The organism is Parvibaculum sp. (genome assembly GCF_046297875.1).
Taxonomy (GTDB): Bacteria; Pseudomonadota; Alphaproteobacteria; order Parvibaculales; family Parvibaculaceae; genus Parvibaculum.
The window spans coordinates 86,901-111,218 of sequence record NZ_JBKBHD010000001.1 but is presented as its reverse complement, the minus strand read 5'-3'; the positions used below and the strand labels follow the sequence as shown (position 1 = coordinate 111,218).

At 63.1% G+C, this 24,318-nt stretch carries 24 protein-coding genes; 9 read left to right on the top strand and 15 right to left on the bottom strand.

Annotated features, from left to right (window positions below):
* The first annotated feature begins 120 nt into the window (after positions 1 to 120).
* Positions 121 to 1,434 carry a DUF3419 family protein gene (locus ACK4FH_RS00600; protein WP_409810134.1) on the top strand — a complete coding sequence of 438 codons (1,314 nt, stop codon included), beginning with the start codon at positions 121 to 123 and terminating at the stop codon, positions 1,432 to 1,434.
* Positions 1,435 to 1,439: 5 nt separating this feature from the next.
* Entirely contained in the window at positions 1,440 to 2,117 is a 678-nt protein-coding gene (locus ACK4FH_RS00595; RefSeq protein WP_409810131.1) for a class I SAM-dependent methyltransferase, read from the top strand.
* On the opposite strand, the gene ACK4FH_RS00590 is transcribed toward ACK4FH_RS00595, so the two are convergent.
* The gene (locus ACK4FH_RS00590; protein ID WP_409810128.1) at positions 2,102 to 3,325 is read right to left on the bottom strand and encodes an acyl-CoA dehydrogenase; all 1,224 of its coding nucleotides are present in this window, start codon (positions 3,323 to 3,325) and stop codon (positions 2,102 to 2,104) included. The two genes, ACK4FH_RS00595 and ACK4FH_RS00590, sit on opposite strands and share 16 nt — an antisense overlap.
* 88 nt (positions 3,326 to 3,413) lie before the next feature.
* Positions 3,414 to 4,325 carry a LysR family transcriptional regulator gene (locus tag ACK4FH_RS00585; RefSeq protein ID WP_409810125.1) on the bottom strand — a complete coding sequence of 304 codons (912 nt, stop codon included), beginning with the start codon at positions 4,323 to 4,325 and terminating at the stop codon, positions 3,414 to 3,416.
* 98 nt (positions 4,326 to 4,423) lie between these two features.
* Here ACK4FH_RS00585 and ACK4FH_RS00580 point away from each other — a divergent pair, with 98 nt between their 5' ends.
* Positions 4,424 to 5,422 carry an NAD-dependent epimerase/dehydratase family protein gene (locus ACK4FH_RS00580; RefSeq protein ID WP_409810122.1) on the top strand — a complete coding sequence of 333 codons (999 nt, stop codon included), beginning with the start codon at positions 4,424 to 4,426 and terminating at the stop codon, positions 5,420 to 5,422.
* A gap of 143 nt (positions 5,423 to 5,565) precedes the next feature.
* Here the strand turns inward: ACK4FH_RS00580 and ACK4FH_RS00575 are convergent, their stop codons facing one another.
* From ACK4FH_RS00575 to ACK4FH_RS00560, 4 genes are all read right to left on the bottom strand, one after another.
* A complete protein-coding gene (locus tag ACK4FH_RS00575; RefSeq protein ID WP_409810119.1) occupies positions 5,566 to 5,907 on the bottom strand; it encodes a DUF3703 domain-containing protein in 342 nt (113 codons plus the stop codon).
* Positions 5,908 to 5,937: 30 nt separating this feature from the next.
* Positions 5,938 to 6,708: a helix-turn-helix domain-containing protein gene (locus ACK4FH_RS00570; RefSeq protein ID WP_409810117.1), complete on the bottom strand. Its 771-nt coding sequence runs from the start codon at positions 6,706 to 6,708 to the stop codon at positions 5,938 to 5,940.
* Positions 6,709 to 6,803: 95 nt separating this feature from the next.
* Complete coding sequence (locus tag ACK4FH_RS00565; protein WP_409810114.1) at positions 6,804 to 7,811, bottom strand: NAD(P)H-dependent flavin oxidoreductase; 1,008 nt, start codon at positions 7,809 to 7,811, stop codon at positions 6,804 to 6,806.
* A gap of 92 nt (positions 7,812 to 7,903) precedes the next feature.
* A complete protein-coding gene (locus ACK4FH_RS00560) occupies positions 7,904 to 8,818 on the bottom strand; it encodes a LysR family transcriptional regulator (RefSeq protein ID WP_409810111.1) in 915 nt (304 codons plus the stop codon).
* Positions 8,819 to 9,047: 229 nt separating this feature from the next.
* Between ACK4FH_RS00560 and ACK4FH_RS00555 the strand changes: the two genes are divergently transcribed.
* On the top strand, positions 9,048 to 10,046 hold the full coding sequence (locus tag ACK4FH_RS00555; RefSeq protein WP_409810108.1) for an NAD(P)H-dependent flavin oxidoreductase: 999 nt from the start codon (positions 9,048 to 9,050) through the stop codon (positions 10,044 to 10,046).
* Positions 10,047 to 10,098: 52 nt separating this feature from the next.
* On the opposite strand, the gene ACK4FH_RS00550 is transcribed toward ACK4FH_RS00555, so the two are convergent.
* Positions 10,099 to 10,800, bottom strand: coding sequence for a Crp/Fnr family transcriptional regulator (locus tag ACK4FH_RS00550; RefSeq protein ID WP_409810105.1), 702 nt, complete (start codon positions 10,798 to 10,800; stop codon positions 10,099 to 10,101).
* 88 nt (positions 10,801 to 10,888) lie between these two features.
* Here ACK4FH_RS00550 and ACK4FH_RS00545 point away from each other — a divergent pair, with 88 nt between their 5' ends.
* Both ACK4FH_RS00545 and ACK4FH_RS00540 read left to right on the top strand, forming a co-directional pair.
* Complete coding sequence (locus ACK4FH_RS00545; RefSeq protein ID WP_409810102.1) at positions 10,889 to 11,728, top strand: TauD/TfdA dioxygenase family protein; 840 nt, start codon at positions 10,889 to 10,891, stop codon at positions 11,726 to 11,728.
* Positions 11,729 to 11,798: 70 nt separating this feature from the next.
* Positions 11,799 to 12,668, top strand: coding sequence for a TauD/TfdA dioxygenase family protein (locus ACK4FH_RS00540; protein ID WP_409810099.1), 870 nt, complete (start codon positions 11,799 to 11,801; stop codon positions 12,666 to 12,668).
* Positions 12,669 to 13,091: 423 nt separating this feature from the next.
* Here the strand turns inward: ACK4FH_RS00540 and ACK4FH_RS00535 are convergent, their stop codons facing one another.
* Entirely contained in the window at positions 13,092 to 13,997 is a 906-nt protein-coding gene (locus tag ACK4FH_RS00535; protein ID WP_409810096.1) for an EamA family transporter, read from the bottom strand.
* 21 nt (positions 13,998 to 14,018) lie between these two features.
* Positions 14,019 to 15,260, bottom strand: coding sequence for a serine hydrolase domain-containing protein (locus ACK4FH_RS00530; protein WP_409810093.1), 1,242 nt, complete (start codon positions 15,258 to 15,260; stop codon positions 14,019 to 14,021).
* Between the two features lie 75 nt (positions 15,261 to 15,335).
* Between ACK4FH_RS00530 and ACK4FH_RS00525 the strand changes: the two genes are divergently transcribed.
* On the top strand, positions 15,336 to 15,566 hold the full coding sequence (locus tag ACK4FH_RS00525) for a hypothetical protein (protein ID WP_409810090.1): 231 nt from the start codon (positions 15,336 to 15,338) through the stop codon (positions 15,564 to 15,566).
* Between the two features lie 58 nt (positions 15,567 to 15,624).
* On the opposite strand, the gene ACK4FH_RS00520 is transcribed toward ACK4FH_RS00525, so the two are convergent.
* Positions 15,625 to 16,668, bottom strand: a complete 1,044-nt coding sequence (locus tag ACK4FH_RS00520) for a serine hydrolase domain-containing protein (protein WP_409810088.1) — start codon at positions 16,666 to 16,668, stop codon at positions 15,625 to 15,627.
* Positions 16,669 to 16,742: 74 nt separating this feature from the next.
* On the opposite strand from ACK4FH_RS00520, the gene ACK4FH_RS00515 reads away from it, so the two are divergent.
* Positions 16,743 to 18,716: a cellulase family glycosylhydrolase gene (locus ACK4FH_RS00515; RefSeq protein WP_409810085.1), complete on the top strand. Its 1,974-nt coding sequence runs from the start codon at positions 16,743 to 16,745 to the stop codon at positions 18,714 to 18,716.
* Here ACK4FH_RS00515 and ACK4FH_RS00510 read toward each other — a convergent pair.
* Positions 18,703 to 19,494, bottom strand: a complete 792-nt coding sequence (locus ACK4FH_RS00510) for a DNA-binding transcriptional regulator (RefSeq protein WP_409810082.1) — start codon at positions 19,492 to 19,494, stop codon at positions 18,703 to 18,705. The genes ACK4FH_RS00515 and ACK4FH_RS00510 overlap by 14 nt on opposite strands.
* Before the next feature lie 136 nt (positions 19,495 to 19,630).
* On the opposite strand from ACK4FH_RS00510, the gene ACK4FH_RS00505 reads away from it, so the two are divergent.
* On the top strand, positions 19,631 to 20,488 hold the full coding sequence (locus ACK4FH_RS00505; protein ID WP_409810079.1) for a TauD/TfdA dioxygenase family protein: 858 nt from the start codon (positions 19,631 to 19,633) through the stop codon (positions 20,486 to 20,488).
* 6 nt (positions 20,489 to 20,494) lie between these two features.
* On the opposite strand, the gene ACK4FH_RS00500 is transcribed toward ACK4FH_RS00505, so the two are convergent.
* Genes ACK4FH_RS00500 through ACK4FH_RS00485 form a run of 4 tightly spaced genes read right to left on the bottom strand, consistent with a single transcriptional unit; the run spans position 20,495 to position 24,252 of the window.
* Positions 20,495 to 21,211, bottom strand: coding sequence for an ABC transporter ATP-binding protein (locus ACK4FH_RS00500; protein WP_409810076.1), 717 nt, complete (start codon positions 21,209 to 21,211; stop codon positions 20,495 to 20,497).
* Complete coding sequence (gene modB, locus ACK4FH_RS00495) at positions 21,204 to 21,872, bottom strand: molybdate ABC transporter permease subunit (RefSeq protein ID WP_409810073.1); 669 nt, start codon at positions 21,870 to 21,872, stop codon at positions 21,204 to 21,206. The genes ACK4FH_RS00500 and modB overlap by 8 nt, the downstream gene beginning before the upstream one ends.
* A 7-nt stretch (positions 21,873 to 21,879) precedes the next feature.
* Positions 21,880 to 22,656: a molybdate ABC transporter substrate-binding protein gene (modA, locus tag ACK4FH_RS00490; protein ID WP_409810070.1), complete on the bottom strand. Its 777-nt coding sequence runs from the start codon at positions 22,654 to 22,656 to the stop codon at positions 21,880 to 21,882.
* Between the two features lie 54 nt (positions 22,657 to 22,710).
* Complete coding sequence (locus ACK4FH_RS00485; protein WP_409810067.1) at positions 22,711 to 24,252, bottom strand: N,N-dimethylformamidase beta subunit family domain-containing protein; 1,542 nt, start codon at positions 24,250 to 24,252, stop codon at positions 22,711 to 22,713.
* Positions 24,253 to 24,318: the final 66 nt, after the last annotated feature.

Below are 24,318 nucleotides of genomic sequence, written 5' to 3'. Positions count from 1 at the left end.
TTGGGAGTTTGACGTCGTTTTTCCAACTATACGCGGGCCCGCGCGATTCGGAAGCCGCGTTCCCTGCAATCGTCGTACAGCCGTCATGGAACTGAGGTAGCAGCAGGTGAGAAGCGGGCCATGCCGCCCGCGATCCTTATCGAGCGGAGTTCTGCCTTGCCGGACAGTTATGCCGAAGCCACGACCGAAACGCTCAGGCCCGCCGCCCGCCACGATGTGAAGAAAAGGCTCGGTGAAGCAGTTCACCGCCACAAGCCAGTGTCGCGCGCGGGGCTCACCGAGCGGCTATTCACCTGGCTCTTTACCGGCCTCGTCTATCCGCAAATCTGGGAAGACCCGGAGGTGGACATCGAGGCGATGGCGCTGTCGCCGGACATGAACCCCGATACGCGGGTCGTCGCCATTGCGTCGGGTGGCTGCAACGCGCTCTCCTATGTCACGGCAGCACCTGTGCGCGTGACCGCGATAGACCTCAATCCGGCCCATGTGGCGCTTGTCCGTCTGAAGCGGGAAGGCGCGCGAAGCCTTCCCTCGCATGACCACTTCTACCGCTTCTTCGGCGAAGCCGATGCGCGCGAGAACCTTGCCGACTATCGACGCTTCCTGCGCCCGAAGCTCGACGAGACGACGCGCGCCTATTGGGACAAGCGGCCGATGGGGCTCCGCCGCCGCATCTCGCTTTTCGCGCGCGGCTTCTACCGCCACGGACTGCTCGGCTATTTCATCGGCTGGGCGCATCTCGCGGCGCGTCTCTATGGCGTGTCTTTCCGCGAATTGCTGGAGGCACCGACTCTTGACAGTCAGCGCCGGTTCTTTGACCAGAAGCTTGCGCCGCTTTTCGAGCGCAAGACGATCAAATGGCTGACGACGCGCCATTCGACGCTTTACGGCCTCGGCATTCCGCCGGCGCAATATGAGGCGCTGGCCGGCGGGCGCGAAATGCGCGTGGTTCTCCGCGAACGGCTGGAGCGCCTTACCTGCGCATTCCCGCTTTCGGAAAATTACTTCGCCTGGCAGGCCTTCGCCCGCCAATACGCACCGGGCGGCAAGGGTCCGCTGCCGCCATATCTCAAGCGCGAGAATTTCGCCGCGCTGCAGGCGCATGCCGGAAATGTCGAGGTGCTGAACGCCTCCTATACTGACCATCTGCGCGAGGCGCCGGAGGCGAACTTCGACCGTTATGTGCTGCTCGATGCGCAGGACTGGATGACGGATGCACAGCTGAACGATCTCTGGTCGCAGATCACCCGCACCGCGAGGAAGGGCGCCCGCGTGATCTTCCGCACCGCCGCCGAGCCGACGCTGCTGCCGGGCCGCGTGGACGATGCGATCCTCGCGCGCTGGGACTACCGGGCGGAAGAATCGCTCGCCTTCACCGCGCGAGACCGCTCCTCCATCTATGGCGGCTTCCACCTCTATGTGCTGAAGGATTGACGGCGATGAGCGCGGTGGAAAAGGGCGAGGACGGCCATGCAAGGCTGATGGATCGCGTCTACCGCACCCAGCGCCACTTCTACGACATCACGCGGCGCTACTACCTGCTTGGCCGCGACCGGCTGATCGAGGGGCTGGAGCCTGCGCCGGACATGAACGTACTCGAAGTTGGTTGCGGCACTGGCCGCAATCTCGTGCTGGCGGCACGGCGTTACCCGGAGGCTGCCTTCTACGGCATGGATATTTCGCGCGAGATGCTGGCCACTGCGCATCGCGCGGCAAAACGCGCCAGCGTTGAGGTGACGCTCGGCTATGGCGATGCGACGCGCTTCAACCCCTATGCGACATTCGGCGTCAGCCGCTTCGAGCGCATCTACCTCTCCTACACGCTCTCCATGATCCCCGACTGGCAGACGACGCTTGCACAGTCGATATGCAATCTCGCGCCGGGCGGCAGCCTTCACATCGTCGATTTCGGCCAGCAGGAACGATTGCCGCGCTGGTTCCGCGCGCTGCTGCGCGGCTGGCTCGCAAAATTCCATGTCAGCCCGCGCGGCGATCTTGAGCGCGTACTGCGCGCCATCGCCGAAAAGCTTGGGGCGGAACTTTCGTTCCACCCCCTCTATCGCGGCTATGCCTGGTATGCGGTGCTGACGCTGCCCGCCAATCAGAAGAACGCCTGAATACCCGTCTGCTCGCGGCCGAGGATCAGCGCATGAACGTCATGCGTGCCCTCATAGGTGTTCACGGCTTCCAGATTCATGACATGGCGGATGACGTGATACTCGTCGGAAACGCCATTGCCGCCATGCATGTCGCGCGCGATGCGGGCGATGTCGAGCGCCTTGCCGCAATTGTTGCGCTTCATGAGAGAGATCGCGGCAGGCGCGGCCTTGCCCTCGTCGAACATGCGGCCAAGCTGCAGGCAGCCCTGCAGGCCGAGCGTGATTTCCGTCTGCATGTCGGCGAGCTTCTTCTGAATGAGCTGGTTTGCGGCAAGCGGCCGGCCAAACTGCTTGCGGTCGAGCGTATATTGTCTCGCCGCATGCCAGCAGAATTCGGCGGCGCCCATCGCGCCCCAGGCAATGCCGTAGCGCGCGCGGTTGAGGCAGCCGAAGGGCCCCGCAAGGCCGCGCACATTCGGCAGCAGGTTTTCTTCCGGCACGAAAACATCCTGCAGTGAAATTTCGCCGGTGATGGAGGCACGCAGAGAGAACTTGCCTTCGATCTTCGGCGTCTCGAAACCCTTGAAGCCGCGCTCCACGACGAAGCCGCGGATCGTGCCGTCTTCGGTCTTCGCCCAGACGACTGCGAGGTCGGCAATCGGCGCATTGGTGATCCACATTTTCGCGCCGTTGAGCAGATAGCCGCCATCGACGGATTTTGCCCGCGTCACCATCGAGCCCGGATCGGAGCCGTGGTCCGGTTCGGTGAGGCCGAAACAGCCGACCCATTCGCCGGTCGCGAGCTTCGGCAGATATTTTTCGCGCTGCGCTTCCGTGCCATAGGCATAGATCGGGTGCATGACGAGCGAGGATTGGACGCTCATCGCCGAGCGGTAGCCGCTGTCGATGCGCTCGACTTCGCGAGCCGCAAGGCCGTAGCTGACATAGGAAAGACCGGCGCAACCATATTTCTCCGGCAGGGTCAGCCCGAGCATGCCCTGAGCGCCCATCTCGTTCATGATTTCGCGATGGAAGATCTCGTTGCGGTTCGCGTCCTTCACGCGCGGGAAAAGTTTTTCCTCGCAATAGGCGCGTGTGCTGTCGCGCACCAGCCGCTCTTCTTCCGTCAGTTGTTCGTCGAGCAGCAGTGGGTCGGCCCAGTTGAAGGGCGCGAGCGGTGGGTTCGGCTTTTCTCCGGTGGCGGAATTGGCGGCGGCCTGGGACATGCGGTTCCTCGTAACGCAGGGGAAGGCTTGGTTGCCGCTTCATATAGCAGGCAAGGCGCGGGGCTGCATCCGGCTTGTTAGGGGCATGTCAGGCGGAAGGGCGCCCGGCCTCGCGCGCATAGGCGGTCATTTCGGCGGCCAGGTGGTCGAACATGAGGCGCATCCGGCGGCTGGTCTTGAGATCCTCATGCATGGCGATCCAGACATCGAGCTCGAACTCGATGGCCCCGGGCAGAACCGGCACGAGATCGGGATACCGTTTCGCCAGCGGATACTGGCACATGCCGAAGCCGACGCCCGCCTTGATTGCCGCGAACTGGCCGAAATCGCTGTCGCAGCGGAAGCTGAATATCTCGCGCGAGAGCGGGAAGCCGGCGAGGTCTTTCAGGCGCCGGATCGAGGATTCGCGGTCGAAGCCGACGATCGGACATTTCATGGCGTCTTCGATCGTTTGCGGCATGCCGTGGCGCTGGATCAGGTTCTTGTGGGCGTGAAGGCCAAGCCCGATCACGCCGCATTTCTTCGCGACGAGGGAAGATTGCGTCGGCCGGATCATGCGGATGGCGATGTCGGCATCGCGGCGGATGAGGTCGTCCGTCCGGTTCGAAAGCACAAGCTCAATGGCTATGCGCGGGTGCTCCTCGTGAAAGCGCGCAAGGATCGGCGGCAGCACTTCCGTTGCGATCATTTCGCTCGCCGTGAGGCGCACCGTGCCGCGGTCCTCCTCCGCTTCGCCTGAGGCAGCGCGCTGCAAGGCTTCCGCCGCCATCGACATGGCTTCGGCGTGAGGCACAAGGGCGAGCGCCAGCTCGGTCGGCGCGAGGCCGCCCTGCGAGCGGGTGAAGAGGGCAGTACCGAGCGATTGCTCAAGCGCATCTATATGGCGGCCGACTGTGGGCTGCGTCAGGCCGAGCAGCCGCGCGCCGCCCGAAAGGCTGCCCTCCCGGACGACCGCGAGGAAGGAGCGATAGAGTTCCCAGCCGGGCGAAACGTCAGTCATACGAAAATGTATAAAGGTTCGTCAAATTTAGGCAATTCATATTCGAATATGAATACCTCATTCTCCCTTCATCGAAACGCTGAACGGGAGACGGAAACATGGCGTCGACGGCACTCATTCTGGGGATTACGGGCGGCTTCGGCTGCGAAATGGCCCGCGCTCTCCGCCAGCATGGCTGGCAGGTCCGGGCCATGCACAGGAAGCCAAAGGCCGCTGCCCGCGCCCTTGGCGACATGGGCTATATCGACTGGGTGAAGGGCGATGCGATGAACGCGGGCGATGTCCGCGAGGCGGCGGAAGGTGCCAGCCTCATCGTCCATGCCGTGAACCCGCCCGGCTATCGCAACTGGGCCGGAACCGTGGTGCCGATGCTCGACAACACGATTGCCGCCGCCCGCGAAACCGGCGCCCGCATCCTCTTTCCCGGCACGGTCTATAATTTCGGACCCGATGCCTTTCCGCCGATCGCCGAGGACGCGCCGCAGAACCCGAAGACGCGCAAGGGCAAGCTTCGCGTCGAGATGGAGAAGCGTCTGGAAGCCGCGTCCCGTGCAGGCGTGCCGGTTCTCATTCTTCGTGCCGGAGATTTCTTCGGCGGCACCCGGCCCGGCAACAACTGGTTCGCGCAAGGGCTCGTCACGCCCGGCAAGACGCTCCGCTCGATCAGCTATCCCGGCCCCCATCGTGTTGGCCATCAATGGGCCTATCTGCCCGACATGGCGGAAACGGCGGCGCGGCTGCTGATGCGCTGCGATGAGTTCAGGCCCTTCGAGGTTTTCCATTTCGGCGGCCACTGGCTCGAACAGGGCATCGAAATGGCGGATGCGATCCGCTACGCGAGCCGCAATCCCGATCTCAAGGTGAAGCGCCTTCCCTGGCTCGCGCTGACGCTTCTCTCGCCCTTCGTCGAGACGTTCCGGGAGATGCGTGAGATGCGCTACCTCTGGCAGACACCCGTCTGCCTCGACAATACCAAGCTCACGAATTTTCTGGGCCGCGAGCCCCATACGCCGCTCGATATCGCGGTGACGGCATCGCTCGCCGGACTCGACTGCCTCCCGGATGGAACCACCCGGCAAACCCCTGTCCTCGCGTAACGCTCTCCTCGAAACAAACCCTCATCGAAAGGAAAACATCATGTCCAGCAGCAACCGTATCGAACAGTTCTTCTCCTTCGCCGCTTTCGCCGCGCTTTCCATCTATGCGATCCAGCTTCTGCAGGTGACGGCACAGAACTATCTCATCTGACCTCGAAATAACGGGCCAGATCTTCCGGTATGGGCATCGGCTTGATGGCGCTGACATTTGCCCGCCCCGTATTGCCAAGGGGCACGGCGCCGACAAGCGATCCGGCCGAGCCGATGATACGGACGATCTGGCCCAGAACTTCCCGCACGTCGCTCTTGCGCCAGCCGGCCTTCAGCATCCACCAGTGATTGACGACATGCGGGATATAGTTGCGTTGGCCGAGAATATGGGCGCGTTCGAGGTGAACGAAGCATCGCTCATAGTCCCGCTCATGATAGAGCGCCCTGGCGATGCTCATTTCGGCGTCATAGGCGGCACGAAGTTTCGAATTCATGTGAGGGCTCCTCCGGGATTTCATGGAAATTTAGGGGCCGCCCCCGTTTCCCGCTTGAACGAAACGGCTATGCCGCGCCACGGCCTGCGGATTGATGCCGAACATATCCCGGCATGTGCGGCTGAGGTGGGCCGAGTCCGAGAAGCCTGCGGTATGTGCGGCTTCTGTGAGCGAGGTGCCCGACAGCGCCCGCGCCATCGCATCGCTGAGCCGAAGCCAGAGCAGATAGCGGCGGAAGGATACGCCGGTCTCCCGCTTGAAGAGATGCGTCAGCCGGCTTTCGGAAAGCCCAAGCTCTGCCGCAAGCTCGCCAAGGGCGGCGCGCTTTTCCGGAAGGGCGCGGAGCTTTTCCTGAAGCGCGGCGATGCGCGGATCGAGCGCGCGGGGCGAGGATGCGCCGGGTGCCAGAAGGCCGAGCACCGCGGCAGGAGAGGGCAGTTCTTCCCGCTGGCAAAGGGTGCGGAACCGTTCCGCTTCGTCCGCGGGCAGAGGCGCCAAGGATTTTCCGCCGAGGAGCCGTGTGCTCACCGCGCGCGAGGCGGTGAGTTCCGGCTCGGCTAGCAGCACGGCAACCTCGCCTCCCAGACTGTCGAGCCGATGCTCCGCCCCCGGCGCGACGATGACGCCTTCATACATATCCACCGTCCCGCCGCATTCGAAACGGAAGGGGCCGGCAAGCCCCACCGCGATCTGCAACGCATGATGGCGATGCGGCGCAACATCGATCGCCGCGCCGCGGACGAGGAGCGACATGTCTTCTCGCGAAATGCGAAGGCCCGAAATATGTGGCGTGTCTGTCATGCGCCTATTCACATCGAGGCGAGGCGGCATGGCAAGAGCATAAAAAACGGCGGGAGTGATCCCGCCGCTTTCATTTTGTCTCGATGTAACGGCGCTTATTCTGCCGCGGCCTTGGCGGCGCTCAAGGCTTCCGGCGGCATGCGTTCCGCGAATTCGCGGCAGGCCTGCACATATTCGCGCTTCATCCGCTCGACGAGTTCGGCGACGGGCGGCGCGTCCTTGATCTGGCCGATGCCCTGGCCCGAACCCCAGATATCCTTCCAGGCCTTCTGCTTCATGTTGCCGCCCGAGCCGAAATTCATCTTCGACTTGTCGGCTTCCGGCAGGTTGTTCGGGTCGAGCCCCGCCGCCGCGATCGACGGCGCGAGATAGTTGCCGTGAACGCCGGTGAAGAGATTGGTGTAGACGATATCGTCGGCGGCATGATCGATCAGGTTCTGCTTGTAGCCCTGCTCGGCATTTGCCTCCGCCGTCGCGACGAAGCGCGTGCCGAGATAGGCGAGATCGGCGCCCATGGCGAGCGCGCCTGCAATGCTCCAGCCGTCGGACATGGCGCCCGACAGGATCACCGTGCCGTTGAACCACTGCTTCACCTCGCGCACCAGCGCGAAGGGCGAGAGCGTGCCGGCATGACCGCCCGCACCGGCGCAGACGAGAATGAGACCGTCAACGCCCTGTTCCGCCGCCTTCTTCGCGTGCTTCACATTGATGACGTCGTGGAACACCTTGCCGCCATAGGAGTGCGCATTGTCGACGACTTCGGCCGGCGGGCGGAGCGAGGTGATGATGATCGGCACTTCGAGCTTCGTGCAGACATCGATGTCATGCGACAGGCGGTCGTTCGAGGCGTGGCAGATCTGGTTGACGGCGAAGGGCGCGACCTTCTTTTCCGGGTGCTTCGCCTGATATTCGCCAAGCTCGCCCTTGATCCGCCTGATCCATTCCTCAAGCACATGCGCGGGCCGCGCATTGAGCGCAGGGAAGGAGCCGACGATGCCGGCCTTGCACTGGGCGATGACGAGTTCGGGGCCGGAAACGATGAAGAGCGGCGAGCCGATCACCGGCAGCTCGAGCCGGTTCTTCAGAATGTCGGGTAGGGCCATTTGCGAATTCCTCCTGCTGTTGCAGAGGATAATGGCCCGCATGCGCCCCCGCGGGAATGTTCAAGCCTGAACATAACACTGTTTGAAAGCGATCAGGTGGTGACGCTGCGTCCCGCTAGCCTGTCACGGTCGGCCTTGGCCTTTTCGCCGAGAAAATCGATAACCGCGCGGACAGGCGCCGTGTCGCGGAGGTCAGGATGGGCAAGGAGCCACATCTCCGTGCCATTGGCGAGCTTCTGCGGCGCGATGCGGACGAGATCGGGATAGGCCTCGGCGACGATGCAGACAAGGGTGGAAATACCGACGCCTGCGCGCACCGCCTGTACGAGATCGGCGTCGGAGAAGCAGCGCAGCGCCACGCGCGCGCCCTGCGTCACATGGGCAAGCCAGTCCGCCAGTTCGACCTCCGCCGCGCGGCCGCCAAAGCCGATGATGCGATGGTCTTTCCACTCTTCGCGCTTTGACGGGAGACCATGTGCATCAGCATAGGAATGCGAGGCATAGAAGCCGACGCCGATGCGGCCGATCTTGCGCCCGACGACATTCTCGCGGCCCGGCCCATAGGGGCGGATCACGATGTCGGCGTCGCGCCGCTTCACCGAAACCTGCGTCACCTCGTTGACGATCTCGATTTCGATTCCGGGATGGCGTTCTTCGAATTCGCCGAGACAGGGCATGAACCAGTAAGCCGCGAGGCTGTGCGGAATGGCGACGCGGACGAGGCCCTGCGCCTCGCCATCGGCGCTGAGGGCGGCATGCAGCGCGCGCTCGGCGGCAAGCGACATGGGCTCGACTTCCGCGCGCAGGCGCTCGCCCGCGCCTGTCAGCGCATAGCCGGTCGGCTCGCGCACGAAGAGCTTGGCGCCCAGTCGCTTCTCGAGTGTGGCAATATGGCGGCCGACAGTCGCATGGCTGAGCTTGAGCCTGCGGCCCGCGCCGGAAAGGCTCTGCGTGTCGACCACGGCGAGGAAGATGCGGTACGCGTCCCAGTTGGAATCGTTGTTCATGGCTGAACATTCACATGTTTGATCTTGGGAGGGGAGACTGCGCCGGTTTTCCCGCCGTTTCAAGCGTTTGGGAAGCCAAGGAGAACGCTGCGGCAATGTATTTTTCGCACGCGGCCGCGCCATTCCCTTCGTGCAAAGCGCCGAAACCTTCTGCTAAAACTGCCTCATCCAGATATTCACGAGAGGCTCAAGCCACAAGAAGGGTGGCCTCCGGCGAGGGAGAGAAAAAGTGATCAAAACCAGATTCACCGAACTGTTCGGGGTCGAACACCCCATCGTGCAGGGCGGCATGCAATGGGTCGGCCGGGCGGAACTCGTCGCGGCCGTGTCCAATGCCGGTGCGCTCGGCTTCATCACGGCGCTGACGCAGCCGACGCCGGACGACCTCCGCAAGGAGATCGAGAAGTGCAAGGGCCTCACCGACAAGCCCTTCGGCGTGAACCTCACCATCCTGCCGGCGCTGAAGCCCCCGCCCTATGCCGAATATCGTCAGGCGATCATCGAGTCGGGCGTGAAGATCGTCGAAACCGCGGGCTACAAGCCGCAGGAACATGTCGATGACTTCAAGAAGCACGGCATCAAGGTCATCCACAAGTGCACCGCCGTCCGTCACGCGCTCTCTGCGGAGCGCATGGGCGTCGATGCGATCTCGATCGACGGCTTTGAATGCGCGGGCCATCCGGGCGAGGACGACATTCCGGGTCTGATCCTCATTCCGGCCGCGGCCGACAAGGTGAAGATCCCGATGATCGCATCCGGCGGCTTCGGCGATGCGCGCGGCCTCGTTGCAGCCCTCGCGCTCGGCGCGGAAGGCGTCAACATGGGCACGCGCTTCATGTGCACCAAGGAAAGCGCCATCCACCAGAAGGTCAAGGAACAGATCGTCGCCAACGACGAACGTTCGACCGACCTCATCTTCCGCACGCTGCACAACACGGCGCGCGTGGCAAAGAACGCGGTGAGCCAGGAAGTCGTCGCCATCGAGAAGAAGGGCGGCGCGAAAATCGAGGACATCGCACATCTCGTCTCCGGCGCGCGTGGGCGCGTCGTCTATGAAGCGGGCGACCCCGATCACGGCATCTGGTCGGCCGGCATGGTGCAGGGCTTGATCCACGACATTCCCTCGTGCCAGGAACTCGTCACGCGGATGGTTTCGGAAGCCGAAGCCATCATCAAGACGCGCCTCAACCGCATGGCGGGCCTTTCGGTGGCGCAGGCCGCCGAATAAGCCTGACGGCAAGGCAAGTTGCGAAGCCCGCGCTGGAAACGGCGCGGGTTTTTCATTGCCCGGCTTCCATCGCGATCCGGTGGAGCCCCGCCGGATCGAGAACCCTGATACTGCGATAGCCTCTTTCGATGAGCTTCTGCTTCTCGAAGTCCCGCAGCACGAGATTGACCGTCTTGCGCGACATACCCATCAGTTCGGCAAGCTCCTCTTGCCGGATGGGGACGGTGGCCGCACCGCCGCCGCCCCAGGGAAAGGTGTAGCCGTGCAGACGGCTTGCGATCCGCGCGCGTGGGGAAAGGCGGACCAGTTCCGCGTAGCCGCGCACTGCCCAGACAAGCTGCTCCGTCGCAAGCTCCGCGAAGTGGAGCCAGAGCGAGGGCATCTCCTGCACAATCGCGGAAATCGCATGTTGCGGTACGAAGATGATCTCGGAGCGTTCGCGCGCGATCACCGTCGTCACACGCCGCCCACCCAGCACCTGCGCCGCATAGCCGAAAATCGAGCCCGGTCCCGAGATGCTGATCGGCACGCTATCGCCGTTGTCGAGCACGACATGACTGGTGACGGAGCCGGAGAGCACGCCGTAGAGCCCTTCCGCCTCGTCGCCCGTGTCATAGAGCCAGTGCCCGGCTTCGGCGGTCGAGACCTGCGCCAGCGCGATCAGCCGGACCTTGAGTGCGGAAGGGCGCTTCGCAAACCAGCCATTACGGGCAAGCGTTTCGGCAAGGCGGTCATGGAGCGGTTTCGGCGGCATGAATTTTCCTAAAATGTTACGCAAGTAACAATCTAGTCCTCCGGGCCTCTTATCCTCAAGGGCAGGAAAACCCGCCGGGAGGAAAATCATGGGTCTCGAAACCGTGATCATCAGGAAGGTGACGCCGGGCTGCGGCGCCGAAGTGCTGGGCGTGAACCTGGCCGACCCCACGAACAGCGGCATGGAGGCGATCCGCGCCGCCTATCGCGACTATGGCGTGATCTTCTTCCGTGACCAGAAGCTGACGCCGGAAGAACACATCGCATTCGCGCGGCGCTGGGGCGAAATTGACATCAACAAGTTCTTCCCCGCGAATGGCGGCCATCCCGAGATCGCCGAAGTGCGCAAGGAGAAGAACCAGTTCGTCAATGTCGGCGGCGGCTGGCACACCGATCATTCCTACGATCAGGAACCGGCGATGGGCTCGATACTCGTTGCGCGCGAGCTTCCCGATGCCGGTGGCGATACGATGTTCGCCGATATGTACAAGGCATATGAGGCGCTGTCGCCGGGCCTGAAGAAGACGCTCGAAGGCCTGCGCGCGGTGCACTCCAACGCGCATGTCTTCGGCGCTGCCGGCGCCTACAAGTCGTCGGATCAGGCGGCAGGCTTCAAGGGCGAAAACCTGGTCGGCGAGGCGGTGCATCCCGTTGTCATCACGCATCCGCTGAGCGGCCGGAAGGCGCTCTATGTGAACCCCGCCTTCACCACGCATTTCGAAGGCTGGACCGCCTTCGAAAGCAAGCCGCTGCTCGACTATCTCTATACCCATGCGGTGCGGCCCGAATTCACCTGCCGCTTCGAATGGAAGCCGGGCTCGGTCGCCTTCTGGGATAACCGCGCGACCTGGCATTTCGCCGTGAACGATTATCACGGAGAAAAGCGTTTGATGCACCGCATCACGATTGCCGGCGGCCCGCTCCAGTAAGCGGGGTTCTGCCCGAGGCGGTGATATGGCACTCTCTCCCCAGGGAAAAGCAATAAGGGGAGTGAGACCCATGTCGCAGGCAAGGGCGCAGGCCACGCCGATCCATGTACGGCCGAATGAAAGCGGGTTTGGTGCAGAGATCACCGGCCTCGATATTTCAAAGCCGCTGCCGCCGGAAACGCTGGCGGAGGTGAAGCAGGCCTGGGCGCGCCATGCGGTTATCTGGTTTCCCGGTCAGCCGCTCACACACGATCAGCTCGAAGCCTTCACGCTGCAGATCGGTCCCTTCGGCCACGATCCCTTCATCGCACCGATGGAAGACCATCCGCATATTCTGGAACTGCGCCGCGAGCCGGACGAGAAGGCGCGCAATTTCGGCGCGGGCTGGCATTCGGACTGGAGCTTTCAGGAGGAGCCTCCTGCCGCGACGCTGCTCCACTCGAAAGTCATACCGCCCGTTGGCGGCGATACGCTCTATGCGGATTGCACCCGAGCTTACGACGCGCTCTCGGATGAAATGAAGAAGGTGCTCTCCGGGCTAACCGCCGTGCATTCAGCCGCATTGCCCTATGGACCGAACGGCGTCTTCGCGCAGGAAACAGAAAAGCGCACTATGAAGATTCTTGTCAGTAAGGATGCGGAGAAAACCTGGCCGCATCCGCTTGTCCGTACGCATCCCGTCACAGGCCGCAAGGCGCTCTTCGTGAGCCCCGTCTATACGGTTGGCATTGAAGGAATGACTCATGCGGAATCCGCTGCCATTCTTGGCTTTCTTTACACGCATATGACGCAGGACCAGTTCGTCTATCGCCACAAATGGCGCGAGAACATGCTGACCATGTGGGACAACAGGTGCACTCTCCATTTTGCCGATGGCGGTTATGACGGTCATCTGCGTGTGATGCATCGTACAACCGTCGCCGGTGATGTCCCTCATTAAGTGAGGCGGTTTTGCTGCCCAATTATTGAGCACTTGTGCCGCGCTGATACATCGTTTCGGATGCGATGGTAGAATCATGCGTCCACGGATGAATCTTCTTTGATCGCGGGTCCGGCTGATCTACTGTCATTGCATCGGGAGTTGTCCGGTGCCAATGCCCCCAGACCCTGTCCGGGCAAATTCCGACAGTTGTTCCAGACTGAAGATTGCCGCGTGTTCAGTGCCCCCAGGCGTGGCGACGACGCTTCGCTCTCGGTCTGACGCAAGGCACCCTCTCCGCCGGCATGCCACCCGAGCATGTCCGCGCGGCGGACGCGGAAGAGTTGCCGGCGACCCCTTGCCCCCCCACGCCGCGGCAGCCCGTTATTCCACGATCCGCCAGCCCCCGGGGCCGGCATTCCGCCGCGCCCCGGGGAAGCGGGGCTACCGCCAGATAACAAGCATCACAATGCCGCCCACGACGAGCACGATGCCCGCAAGCTCGAGCGCGCTCGTCTTTTCGCGAAACATGAAGCGCGAGGAGATGAAGGCGAAGACAAGTTCGATCTGCCCGAGCGCGCGCACATAGGCCGCGTTCTGGATCGTCATGGCGGTGAACCAGCCGATCGAGGCGAGCGCGCCCGCAAGGCCGACAAGCGCACTCACGCGCCATGTGCGAAGCGCCATACGCAGCTCCGTGCGATGGCGCATGGAGAGCCATGAGGTCATCACCGCCGTCTGGATCGTGAGCACGGCCACAAGCGTATAGCCCGCCGAAACAAGGAAATCCGGGTGATCGAGCGAGAGCGAGGCCGCACGGTAGCAGACGGCGGCAATGCCATAGCAGGCGCCGGAGCCAATGCCCATCAGCGTCGGCTTGTCGCCAAGTGAGCGCCAGAAGGCGCCGAGCGTCAGCCGCGATTGCGCCATCGAAATGGCAATCACGCCTGCGAGGCTGATGAGAATGGCAAGAAAGGCGCCGAGGCTAAGATGATCGCCCAGCACGATGATGCCGAACAGCGCGGTCTGGATCGTCTCGGTTTTCGAGTAGGTCGTGCCGACGGCGAAATTGCGATAGGCAAAAAGCGCGACCAGCAGAACCGTGCCCCAGATCTGCGCGAGCCCGCCCGCCACCGCATATAGGAAAAACGTGCCATGCGCCTGCGGCATGCCCGCGCCCGTCACCCCCATCACGATGGCAAAGTAGAGCGCGGCGACTGGCACGCCATAGAGAAAGCGCACATAGGTGGCGCCCGTCGCCGACATGTCCCCCGTTAGCCGCTTCTGCAGCGCGGAGCGCAAATTCTGCAAAAAGGCGGCCGCGACGGTGAGCGCGATCCAGAGCGGCATGATGCAGTTTGGACTTTCGCGCTATTCGGTGATCGCGCCGTAGACGAGCTGCTGATACTGCGGGCGGAACGGATAGGTGGAGGAGGGATAGAGCTGTGTCATGAAAATGGCGATCAGGTCTTCCTCCGGGTCGATCCAGAAATAGGTGGAGGCCGCACCGCCCCAGGAGAAATTGCCGGGCGAGCCGATATGCTGCGCCTCTGCCGGGTCGAGCGTGACCTGAAAGCCGAGACCGAAGCCGGCACCTTCCGCCGCAAGTTCGCTGAAGGCCGAGCGCGACATCTTCTTAATGGTCTGCCCGCCGGGCAGATGGTTCATGGTCATGAACTCGATGGTCTTGGGCGAACAGATGCGCACGCCGTCGAGTTCGCCGCCATTCAGCAGCATCTGACAGAAGCGGTAATAGTCCGTCATGGTGGAGGTCAGGCCGCCACCGCCGGAAAGGAAGCGAGGCGGCTGCGCATAGGCGCTTGTCTCGTCGCCCATATCCATGATGCCGGATTTTTTCGTCACCGGATTGCGGAAATAATTGGTCGCGAAGCGGCCGAGCTTTTCCTCAGGCACGAAGAAGCCCGTGTCCACCATGCCGAGCGGCGCGAAGATGCGCGCGGCAAGAAATTCATCGAGCGTACGGCCCGACAGCACTTCCACGAGATAACCGCAGACATCGGTCGAGACGGAATAGTTCCAATACTGGCCGGGCGAAAAGAGAAGCGGCAGCTCTGCAATCGCCTCCACCGTTTCCTTGAGCGTGAGCTTCACCGTGTTCGCGCCCTCGATGCCGGCCTTGCGGTAGAGCGCATCGACGGGATGTTCCTGCATGAAGCCATAGGTGAGGCCGGATGTATGCGTGAGAAGATCGCGGATCGTCATTTCCCGCTCGCATTCCACTGTCTCGTATTTCTCCGCCGTGCCGCCCGCCCAGACGCGCAGCTTCTTGAAGGAAGGGATGTAGCGCGACACCGGATGGTTGAGCTGGAAGTGGCCTTCCTCGTAGAGCATCATCAGCGCAAGGCTGGTGATCGGTTTCGTCATCGAATAGATGCGGAAAATGGTGTCGCGCTCCATCGGCAATCCGCGTTCGCGGTCGCGGTTGCCGCGCACCTCGAAATGGGCGATCTCGCCATGCCGTGCGACGAGTGTCTGGAAGCCGGCAATCTTGCCGCGATCGACATAGGACGAGAAATATTCGGGGATGAGCGCCAGCCGTCCGCCATCGAGGCCCACATCTTCGGGTTTCGTCATGCGCGCCATGATGTTCATTGCCGTCTCCCCTCTATCCTGCCGCTTCGGGCTGTTTGTCCGAGCCTACACCATTTGCCCCGCGAATTGGCTCCCATGAAATTCAGGCGCCGGTCCTGTCGCCTCCGCGCCGCCGCGCCTAGCCTCGTGGCATGGAACAATGCCTTTTCCGCCTTTCCTGCGCCTTGCTTGCCCGCCTTCCGGCCTGCACAGGGCTTCGGCGGGCTGCTTGTCGCAGCGATCTTCATGGGCGGCCATGGCATTGGCCATCTCGCGGACATTGCGGGCGGATGCGCTGCCCGTCCGGGCGGCACTCCGCTCGACTGATCCGGCGTGATCCTGCCCGGGCCGATCACCGCCGGGCTTTGCCTCTGGAGCTTCCGCTTCAGGCCGTCCTGAAGCAATCGGCTATATCGGCGATCCACTTTTTCGGATTTTGCTTCATTTCGAGCGAGGTCTTGCCGTTCCTGACGATCACCATGTCGAGATCGGGAATGACGACCGTGTATTGCCCCTCAAAACCATTCGCCGAAAAGCTGCCGGGGCCCGCAATCCCGAGCCACCAATGCGCGCCATAGGGCTCTTCCGCGCCTGCCTGCTGCCAGGTGGGTGTGCGGGCGTAATCCACCCAGCCTTCGGGCAGCAGGCGCTTTCCGTCCCACACACCGTCCCGGAGATAAAGGAGCCCGAAGCGCGCAAAGTCGCGCGGCGTGCAATAGCAGAAGGACGAGCCGATGAAGGTGCCCGCCCGGTCGAATTTCGGGATGGGCGAGGCCATGCCAAGCGGGCCGAAAAGCCGCTCCCGCATGAAGGCTTCAAAGTCCGGCCCGAAGGCATTGGCAGCCCGCGCCGCCGCACGGGCGACGATATTCGTCGTGCCGCTCGCATAGGACCAGAAGCTGCCCGGCTCATGCTCGAGCGGAAATGACGCGGCGAAATGAGCCACATCCTCCTTGCCCGCGCCCCATAGCATCTCGATCACGTCGGAGGGATGCTCCGGCACGTAATCCTCGCGGAAGGCAAGGCCGCTCGACATGCGCAGCAATTGATCGAGGGTGATGGCGCGGCGTGGATCGTCCCGCTGCCGCCATTCGGGCACATCTGCCGGGGCGTGAATATCGATCCTGCCGTCCTTCACCAGCATTCCGACAAGCGCATGGGTGATGCTTTTCGCCTTCGACCATGAGGGGCAGGTCGCATCCGGCCCGTGGCTCGCCGCGTATTGCTCGTGGATCAGCCGTCCGCCCTTGATGACGACCACGCAAAATGTCTCGCCGAGATCGGCGGGCGGCGTCGCCGCAAAGGCATGGTCCATCAGCCGCTGGAAGCGCGCCCGGTCCATATTTGTGGGCAGATCGCTCCTCGGCCAGTCGCCGGTCGGCCAGGGCGTGTCCTCGGGCTGCGCAGGCAGCGGCGGCAATGCGGTCATGATCGTCCCCCGGTTTGTGCGCGCCGATGGTGCCCGCTATCCTCAATTACAACAAGGGAGAAGGGGAGGACGTGATGGCGCTGCCAAGGCTCGAGATCGATGGGGAGTGGTTCCGCGACAGGGAAGGGCGGTGGCGCATCCTGCGCGGCGTCAATCTCGGCGGCGACTGCAAGGTGCCCTTCACGCCGAACGGGCATACCAGCATCCCGACCGATTTTTCCGATCACCGCACTGTGTCCTTTGTCGGCAGGCCCTTTCCGCTCGCCGAAGCCGACGAGCATTTCTCGCGGCTGAAGGCCTGGGGCTTCAATTGCTTGCGCCTGCTGACGACATGGGAAGCGGTGGAGCATGAAGGGCCTGGCCGCTACGACGAAGCGTATCTCGATTATTTCGCCTCGCTCTGCCGCATGGCCGGCGACTACGGCATGTATGTCTTTGTCGACTTCCATCAGGACGTCTGGAGCCGCATGACGGGCGGCGACGGCGCGCCGGGCTGGCTTTTCGACGCGGTGGGGCTCGACTTCACGAAGTTCCACGCCTCGGGCGCGGCGCATGTCATGCAGTACAAATATGACTTCGCGCGCGGCGGAAGGCAGGAAGAGAACTACCCGACCATGACATGGTCGCAGAACTACAAATATCCGGCGAACGCGATCATGTGGACGCTGTTCTTCTCCGGCAACACCTTCTGCCCCGATTTCCTCGTCGAAGGCCGCCCGGCGCAGGACTATCTGCAGGAGCATTATCTCGGCGCGATGGAAGCGATCGCGGCGCGCGTGAAGGATCTCACGAATGTCATCGGCTTCGACTCGCTGAACGAGCCGGGCTCCGGCTATGTCGGGCAATATCTGAGCTATCGCCATCTCGGCCCGAGCGATAAAAACCCGTTCCCCGCGAGGCCGGGCCTTGCCTGGTCACCGCTGGACGGCTTCGCCGCCGCGCGCGGTCTCGCCCGCGAAATCCCGGAAATGGGAATCGACTGGGACGCGCGCGCCGTGGTGAAAAAGCGCGATGTGCTTGTGAACGGCGATGGCGTTTCGATCTGGCGCGAGGGCCGCGCCTGCCCCTTCGAGCGGGCCGGCGTCTACCGCATCGAGGGCGGGCAGATTGAGGCGCTCGACGAAGAGTTCTTCATTCGCCGCGGCAATGGCGACCGCTATGACATGGAACATGATTTCATGGGACCGTTCTTCGCCCGCGTGGCCGAGCGGATGCGCGCGATCAATGATGACTGGCTGCTTTTTGCAGAACTCGATCCCGGCGCAGGGCTCGGCCGCGGCTTCCCGCAGGACACACCGCTGCGCACCGTGAATGCGAGCCACTGGTACGATATCGTGACGCTTTCGACCAAACGCTTCGACTTTCCCGTCAAGATCAATCCCTATACCGGCCGCACGACCGAGGGCGCGCAGGCAATCGAAGCCTCCTATGTGCGTCAGCTCGGGCATTTGAAAAATGCCTCGCATGGCCTCAACCTTGGCACGGGTGCACCGACTCTGCTCGGTGAATTCGGTATTCCCTTCGATCTCGACGATGCCGCCGCCTACCGGGAATGGAACAAGGGCGACCGCACGGACGGCCCCTGGGAAAAGCACATCATTGCGCTTGATCTCATGTACAACGCGCTCGACCAGCTTCTGATGAATTCGACGCAATGGAATTACACCGCGTCGAACCGCAACGACCAGGCGGTCGGCGATGGCTGGAACCAGGAAGATCTGTCGATCTACAGCATCGACCAGCGCGAAGACCCGTCCGACATCAACAGCGGAGGCCGCGCGCTTAAGGGCTTCGTCCGGCCCTATGCACGGGTGGTCGCGGGCCGCCCGCTCAAGATGAAGTTCAAGCGCGAAACCGGCGCCTTCCGTTTCGTCTATGAAGTGGATGGCGATGGCGAGACGGAGATCTTCGTACCCGCAATCCAGTATCCGAACGGGTATGACGTGGAAGTCGAAGGTGGAGAGATGCGGCGCGACGACGAAAACCAGCGCCTCTTTGTCCATGCGGTCGGTTCGGGCAAGGTCGGCGTTTCAATCACGCGGCGCTGACGAGCCTTTCATGTGCGGTTGCGATGCCCTGCGCCGCGCGCTGCATTGGCGCGAGATAGCGCTCCACGGCCTGCGCTTCGCTCATGGTCGAGCCGAGGTAACGCATGGTGATACAGGCGGCGACTTTTTCGCCCTCCATGATCGGTATGGCGATGCCCATCGCGGGATCGCCACGCATCGGCGCGGTGTTCGCATAGCCTTGACGGCGGATGCCGGAAAGAAGCGCGGACACATATTTCTCGTCGCGAGCCGTTGTATTCATCGCCGCCTTGGACGATCTCAGCACGGCGAGGGTCAATTCGCGCTCTTCATCGGGGCAGAAGGCAAGATAGGCGCGGCCGAGCGCGGAAAGCATCATCGCAAGCCGCTTGTTGAGCCAGTCGGGATCTGTGCTGAACGGGCTTTCATGCCGCGTCGAAATCCGCACCAGCATCGCGTCCCGGTCGAAGGTCGCAAGCGCTACCGGCCATTTATAGGCGGCAGTGAGAGCGGAGAGAAACGGCCGCGCCGCTTCGACCACGAGATCGGTATGCCGGAAGCCGCTCGATAGCCGGAGCACGCGCTCGGTGAGTTCATAGCCCGCCACGCGCGACACGCGGCGCACATAGCCCGCCGCAATGAGCGTATCGAGCAGGCGCACGATGGTCGGCTTCGGCAGGCCGGTCGCTTCGTGCAGGCGCGCGAGCGTGGAGCGGCCCGCGCCATTCAGCGCTTCCAGCAGTGTGAAGCTCCTCTGTACGGGCTGCACACCTTCCGCATTTCCGGCTGGCTTCGGCATTGTCGTCCTCGAAGTGGCAATCGGGTAATTATAATTCCGCCAGACGGAATCGCAAAACTTTCAGGGCGCGGCGCCCGCCGCATCGGCGCTAGGCTTTCTCCCAGAGCACGGGAAATGGTCATTCCGGGAGAAAGTCATGAGCCAGGCAGCCAGAGCGGCGGAAGCCGCCCCCTTTTCCATTGCACCGCTGACGCCAACGATCGGTGCGGAAATTTCCGGCATCGATCTGTCGAAGCCAATGACGGCGGGCCTGCTTGCCGTGCTCCGCCAGGCGCTACTCGACTGGAAGGTGATCTTCTTCCGCGATCAGGACATCACCACGGACGAGCATCTCGCATTCGCGCGCCAGTTCGGCGAGCTTGAGGTGCATCCTTTCGCGCCGCAGAAGCCCGGCTACCCGGAAGTGCTGGCGATCACCCATGACCGCGACAGCAAGGGCCGCGAGAATGTCTGGCACAGCGATGTGACCTGGCGGCTCTGCCCCTCGCTCGGCTCGGTGCTGCGCGCGCTTGAAGTACCCGAAGTCGGTGGCGACACGCTCTTCTCCGATATGTATGCCGCCTATGACGGCCTTTCGGACGACGTGAAAGAGCGGATCGACGGCGCCATTGCGATCCACGACTTTGCGCATTTCCGGAAGATGATGCGCAATCGCGGCATGTCGGAAGCGGAAATCGAGGAAATGAACAAGATGTACCCGATGGCCGAACATCCGGTCGTGCGCACGCATCCCGAAACAGGCCGCAAGGGTATCTATGTGAACACCGCCTTCACGCAATATATCGTGGGCATGGAGCGCGCGGAATCCGATGCGCTGCTCGCCCATCTCTATGCGCAGGCGGCGATCCCGGAATACCAGTGCCGCTTCCGCTGGCAGAAGAATTCCATCGCCTTCTGGGACAATCGCGCCTGTCAGCACTATGCAGTCTCGGACTACTGGCCGGCCGTGCGGCGCATGGAGCGCGTGACGATCATCGGCGACCGGCCGCGCTGACGGCTTCTATTCGATGTCGAGAAGTTCGGCGATCGTTGCATCCGCCGGATGCGCGAGAACATCCGCCGTCTTCCCGGCCTGCAGGATGCGGCCCATGTGCATGACGCAAAGCCGGTCGGCGAGGCGGCGCACATCGTCGAGATCATGCGTGACGAGAACGACGGGCATGGGCAGCTCGCGGCGCAGCTCTTCCAGTTCCTGACGAAGCTTGCGCCTCGTCATCCGGTCGACGGCGGAAAAGGGTTCGTCCATCAACAACACGTCCGGCCGCCGCGCCAGCGCACGCGCCACGGCGACGCGCTGCTGCTCGCCGCCGGAAAGTTCGGCCGGGCGCCGCCCGCCATGTGTATCTAGATGAACGCGGGCGAGAAGTGCGCGCGCAGCTTCTTCGCGTTCTCCATGCGGCCTGTCGCCAAATGCTTCCATGACATTCTGAAGCGCCGTCATATGCGGAAACAGCGCATAGGACTGGAAGACGAAGCCCGCCCGCCGCTCGCGCGACGCGAGCGAAACATGTGCCGCGCTGTCGAACCATGAGGCGCCATTGCAGATAATGAGCCCATCCTGCGGCTTGTGGAAACCGGCAATGCTCCTGAGCACCGTCGTCTTGCCGCTGCCGGACGGGCCGACAAGCGCCATCACCTCGCCGGGCGCCACATCAAACGCCGCTTCGAGCGGGAAGGGCGCCGCCTGCGCCACGCGAACGGAGAGACCCCTATCCATGTCGCCGCCCGATGCGCTGCGTGAGGAAGAAGGTGAGTGCGATGGTGGCAAGCGATATCGCAAGCAGCACGGCGGCCATTTCGCCTGCCGCCGCCTCGTCGAATGCCTGCACGCGGTCATAGATCGCGATGGAAACGGTGCGCGTCTCGCCGGGAATGGAGCCGCCCACCATCAGCACCACGCCGAATTCGCCAAGCGTATGCGCGAAGGTGAGCGCCATGCCGGTGAGAATGCCTGGCCAGGCAAGCGGCAGTTCGATGCGCCAGAGGCTCCGCCACCAGCCATTGCCGCAACTTGCGGACGCTTCGCGCAGTTCCGGCCCCACCGCCTCGAAAGCGCGCTGGATCGGCTGCATCGCGAAGGGAATGTTGACGATGAGCGAGGCGAGCAACAGCCCCTCGAAGGTGAAGACGAGTGATGTGCCGAAAACTGCCTCGAACGCCCGGCCGAAAGAATTTCCTGTGCCGAAGCCCGACAGAAGATAGAAGCCGAGCACGGTGGGCGGCAGTACCAGCGGCAGCGTCACGAGCGCCTCGATGGCGGGCTTACCCCGGAAGCGCGATACGGCAAGCGCGCGCCCTGCAAGGATCGCAAGCGGGACAAGCAGCAGCACCGTGAGTGCGCCAAGCCGCAGGCTGAGGGTGAAGGCTTCCCAGTCCATCTTGCGCCTATGCCTCTTCGCCCGGCAGCACGAAGCCATAGCGCCGCATGATGCTGCGCGCTTCTTCGCCTTGCACGAAAGTCAGGAATGCCCGCGCCGTCGCGCCCGCGCCCTTGATCGCGGCGGCGCGCTGCAGCAACGGCTGGTGCATGTGATCGGGAATGAGCACGTGATCGGCTCTCGCGGCAAGCTCCGGTGCGAGTGCCAGCGACCAGGCAACGATGCCGCCCTGCGCATTGCCCGACAGCGCGAATTGCGCTGCCTGCGACACGTTTTCGCCGAGCACCAGCCTGTCCCTGATTGTTTCCCATACGTCCGCCTCGCGCAGCGCTTCTTCGGCGCGCATGCCATATGGTGCATGTTCCGGGTTTGCGATAGCGAACCGTTTGAGCCGCCCGTCATCGAGTGCCTCGCGAACATCGCCGAGCGACGGGTCCGCCTTCAGCGGCGAGCCATGCGGCAGCAAGAGCGCGATCCGCCCCACGGCATAAAGCACGCCATCATCTTCCGTTAGTCCGTCTTTCGCGAGGTCTGACACGAAATCCTCATCCGCCGAGAAGAACAGCTCGAACGGTGCGCCCTGTTTGATCTGGCGGAAAAAATTGCCCGAAGAGCCGAAGGAAAGCCGAACCTCTTTCCCCGTCGTTTCCGTGAAGGCGGCGGCAACTTCGGTCAGCGCGAATTGCAGGTCCGATGCTGCTGCCACAAGAGGCTTTTCATCCGCAGCCGCAGGTGCCGCGAATAGCGCGGCGGCGAGAAGCAGGCCCGGCCAGAGGGATGTCATGCGAAGGCTCCCGGTGACGGCCCGGCGGAAGCCGGGCGGCGCCACTATATCCGCTCAACCGAGAAAGCGCGCGAGCACATTTTTCGTGATCTGCTCCACGAAGGGATTGCGCGCCTGAAGCCCATAGGCCCATTCGGTCGTGCCGGAATTGAAAACCTCGCCCTTGCCGCGCCTGAAGCTCGCCATCACCGCATGGCCGCGCATCATCCGTGCGCGGTTGGCGGGCGAGTCGAAGCTTGCAAAGGCGCGGGTCAGCGGCCCCCAGGCTTCAGGCGGCACGACGCCGCCATAAGGCGATTCAGGCTCGCTGAGCGTTGCGGGCGCCGTCGCGATGATTTCGAGATTCTCCGGCACGCCGAGCCGCGCCACGGGCCGGGGCAACCCGTCCTCGCCAAAGGTCAGCGGGCAGCCGTCATTCTCATACCCGACAAGACGGCACTCGTCGCCGAAGACATCGCCCCAGTAAAGGTCCGCATCCTTAAGCGCCCAATGGTCCTCGCGCCAGACCGTATAGCCGCCAATGCCCCGCGCGGTGCAGAGCCCGAAGCGGTGATAGCCGCCGAAAAGAAACGAGAGGCCGGTAAGCTGCGCTTCCGGTGCGCCCGTCCAGGGCGCGGACCAGAGGCCGGAGGTGAGATGGCGTTTCGCGGGATCGGTCATATAGGGGTCTTCTTCCTCCGCGCGGCCCTTGAAGGCGACGAAGGTCCGGCCGCCATCCTCGAAGCGGCACTGCCAGTAGCAGGTATTGCCGGAAAGAATAATCGCCCTGCCGCCCGCATCGACGAAGCGTTCGGCTTCCTCGCGCTCGCCACGGGACCAGTATTCGCTGTGGCCCACAAAGAGCGCCGCCTTGTAGCCGTCAAGCGCGTCGCGCTCGGCTTCAAGGTCGTAATCGGTGAGGTAGTCGAGTTCGACGCCGTTCTCTTCCGCCCATTGAACGAAGGCATGTTCCCATTTGTCGGTGAAGCCGGACGGGCAGTCCCAGCCATTGCCGCCCGCCTTGGCTTCATGGGCGACTTCGCCTGCCAGTGCACGCTCGCGAAAGCCGCGGCGCCTTTCATTCACGAGCCGGTGTCGTGGCGAAACGGGCTGCATCAGCCCGGCCGAGAAAGGCCGCTCGAGCGAAAGCCGCGCGGCGATGGCATGCTCTGCCGGATCGGTGGGCAAGGGGGCGGGGTGGGGCCCGCCCACCCAGGCATAGGTGTTCGCGCCGCCCCAAGAATTATAGGCGTGATAGGTGTTGGTCGAGAGTACGACAACGGCCTTTGCGGCAGGCTTTGCGGCTTTCACGCAAAGCATGTGGCGGCAAATCGCGCCATCCGCCGCTTTCAGCAGGATTTCATAATAGCCGCTCTTCCAGTCTCCGGTAGTGATGCGATGCGTCTGCGGCCAGCCGCATCCGTGAACATGCGCATTCACCGGCACATCATGCTGCCCGGTCTTGATGCCGCTTTCGGTGAACACCACGTCGCGCTTTTTGCCGAGCCGCGCGATCTCGATGTCGCATGTGCCGCCCGTCGCCGAGATGTGAAGGGTAACGCTCTCGCCGGGCCGGGCGCTCAGCCGGTCCGAATAACACCAGATCCACTCGCTCAACGCCTTGCCCTCTGCCTGTCAGATTTTCTCATATGAGAGCGGCTTGGCGCGCGGAGCGCAACAGGC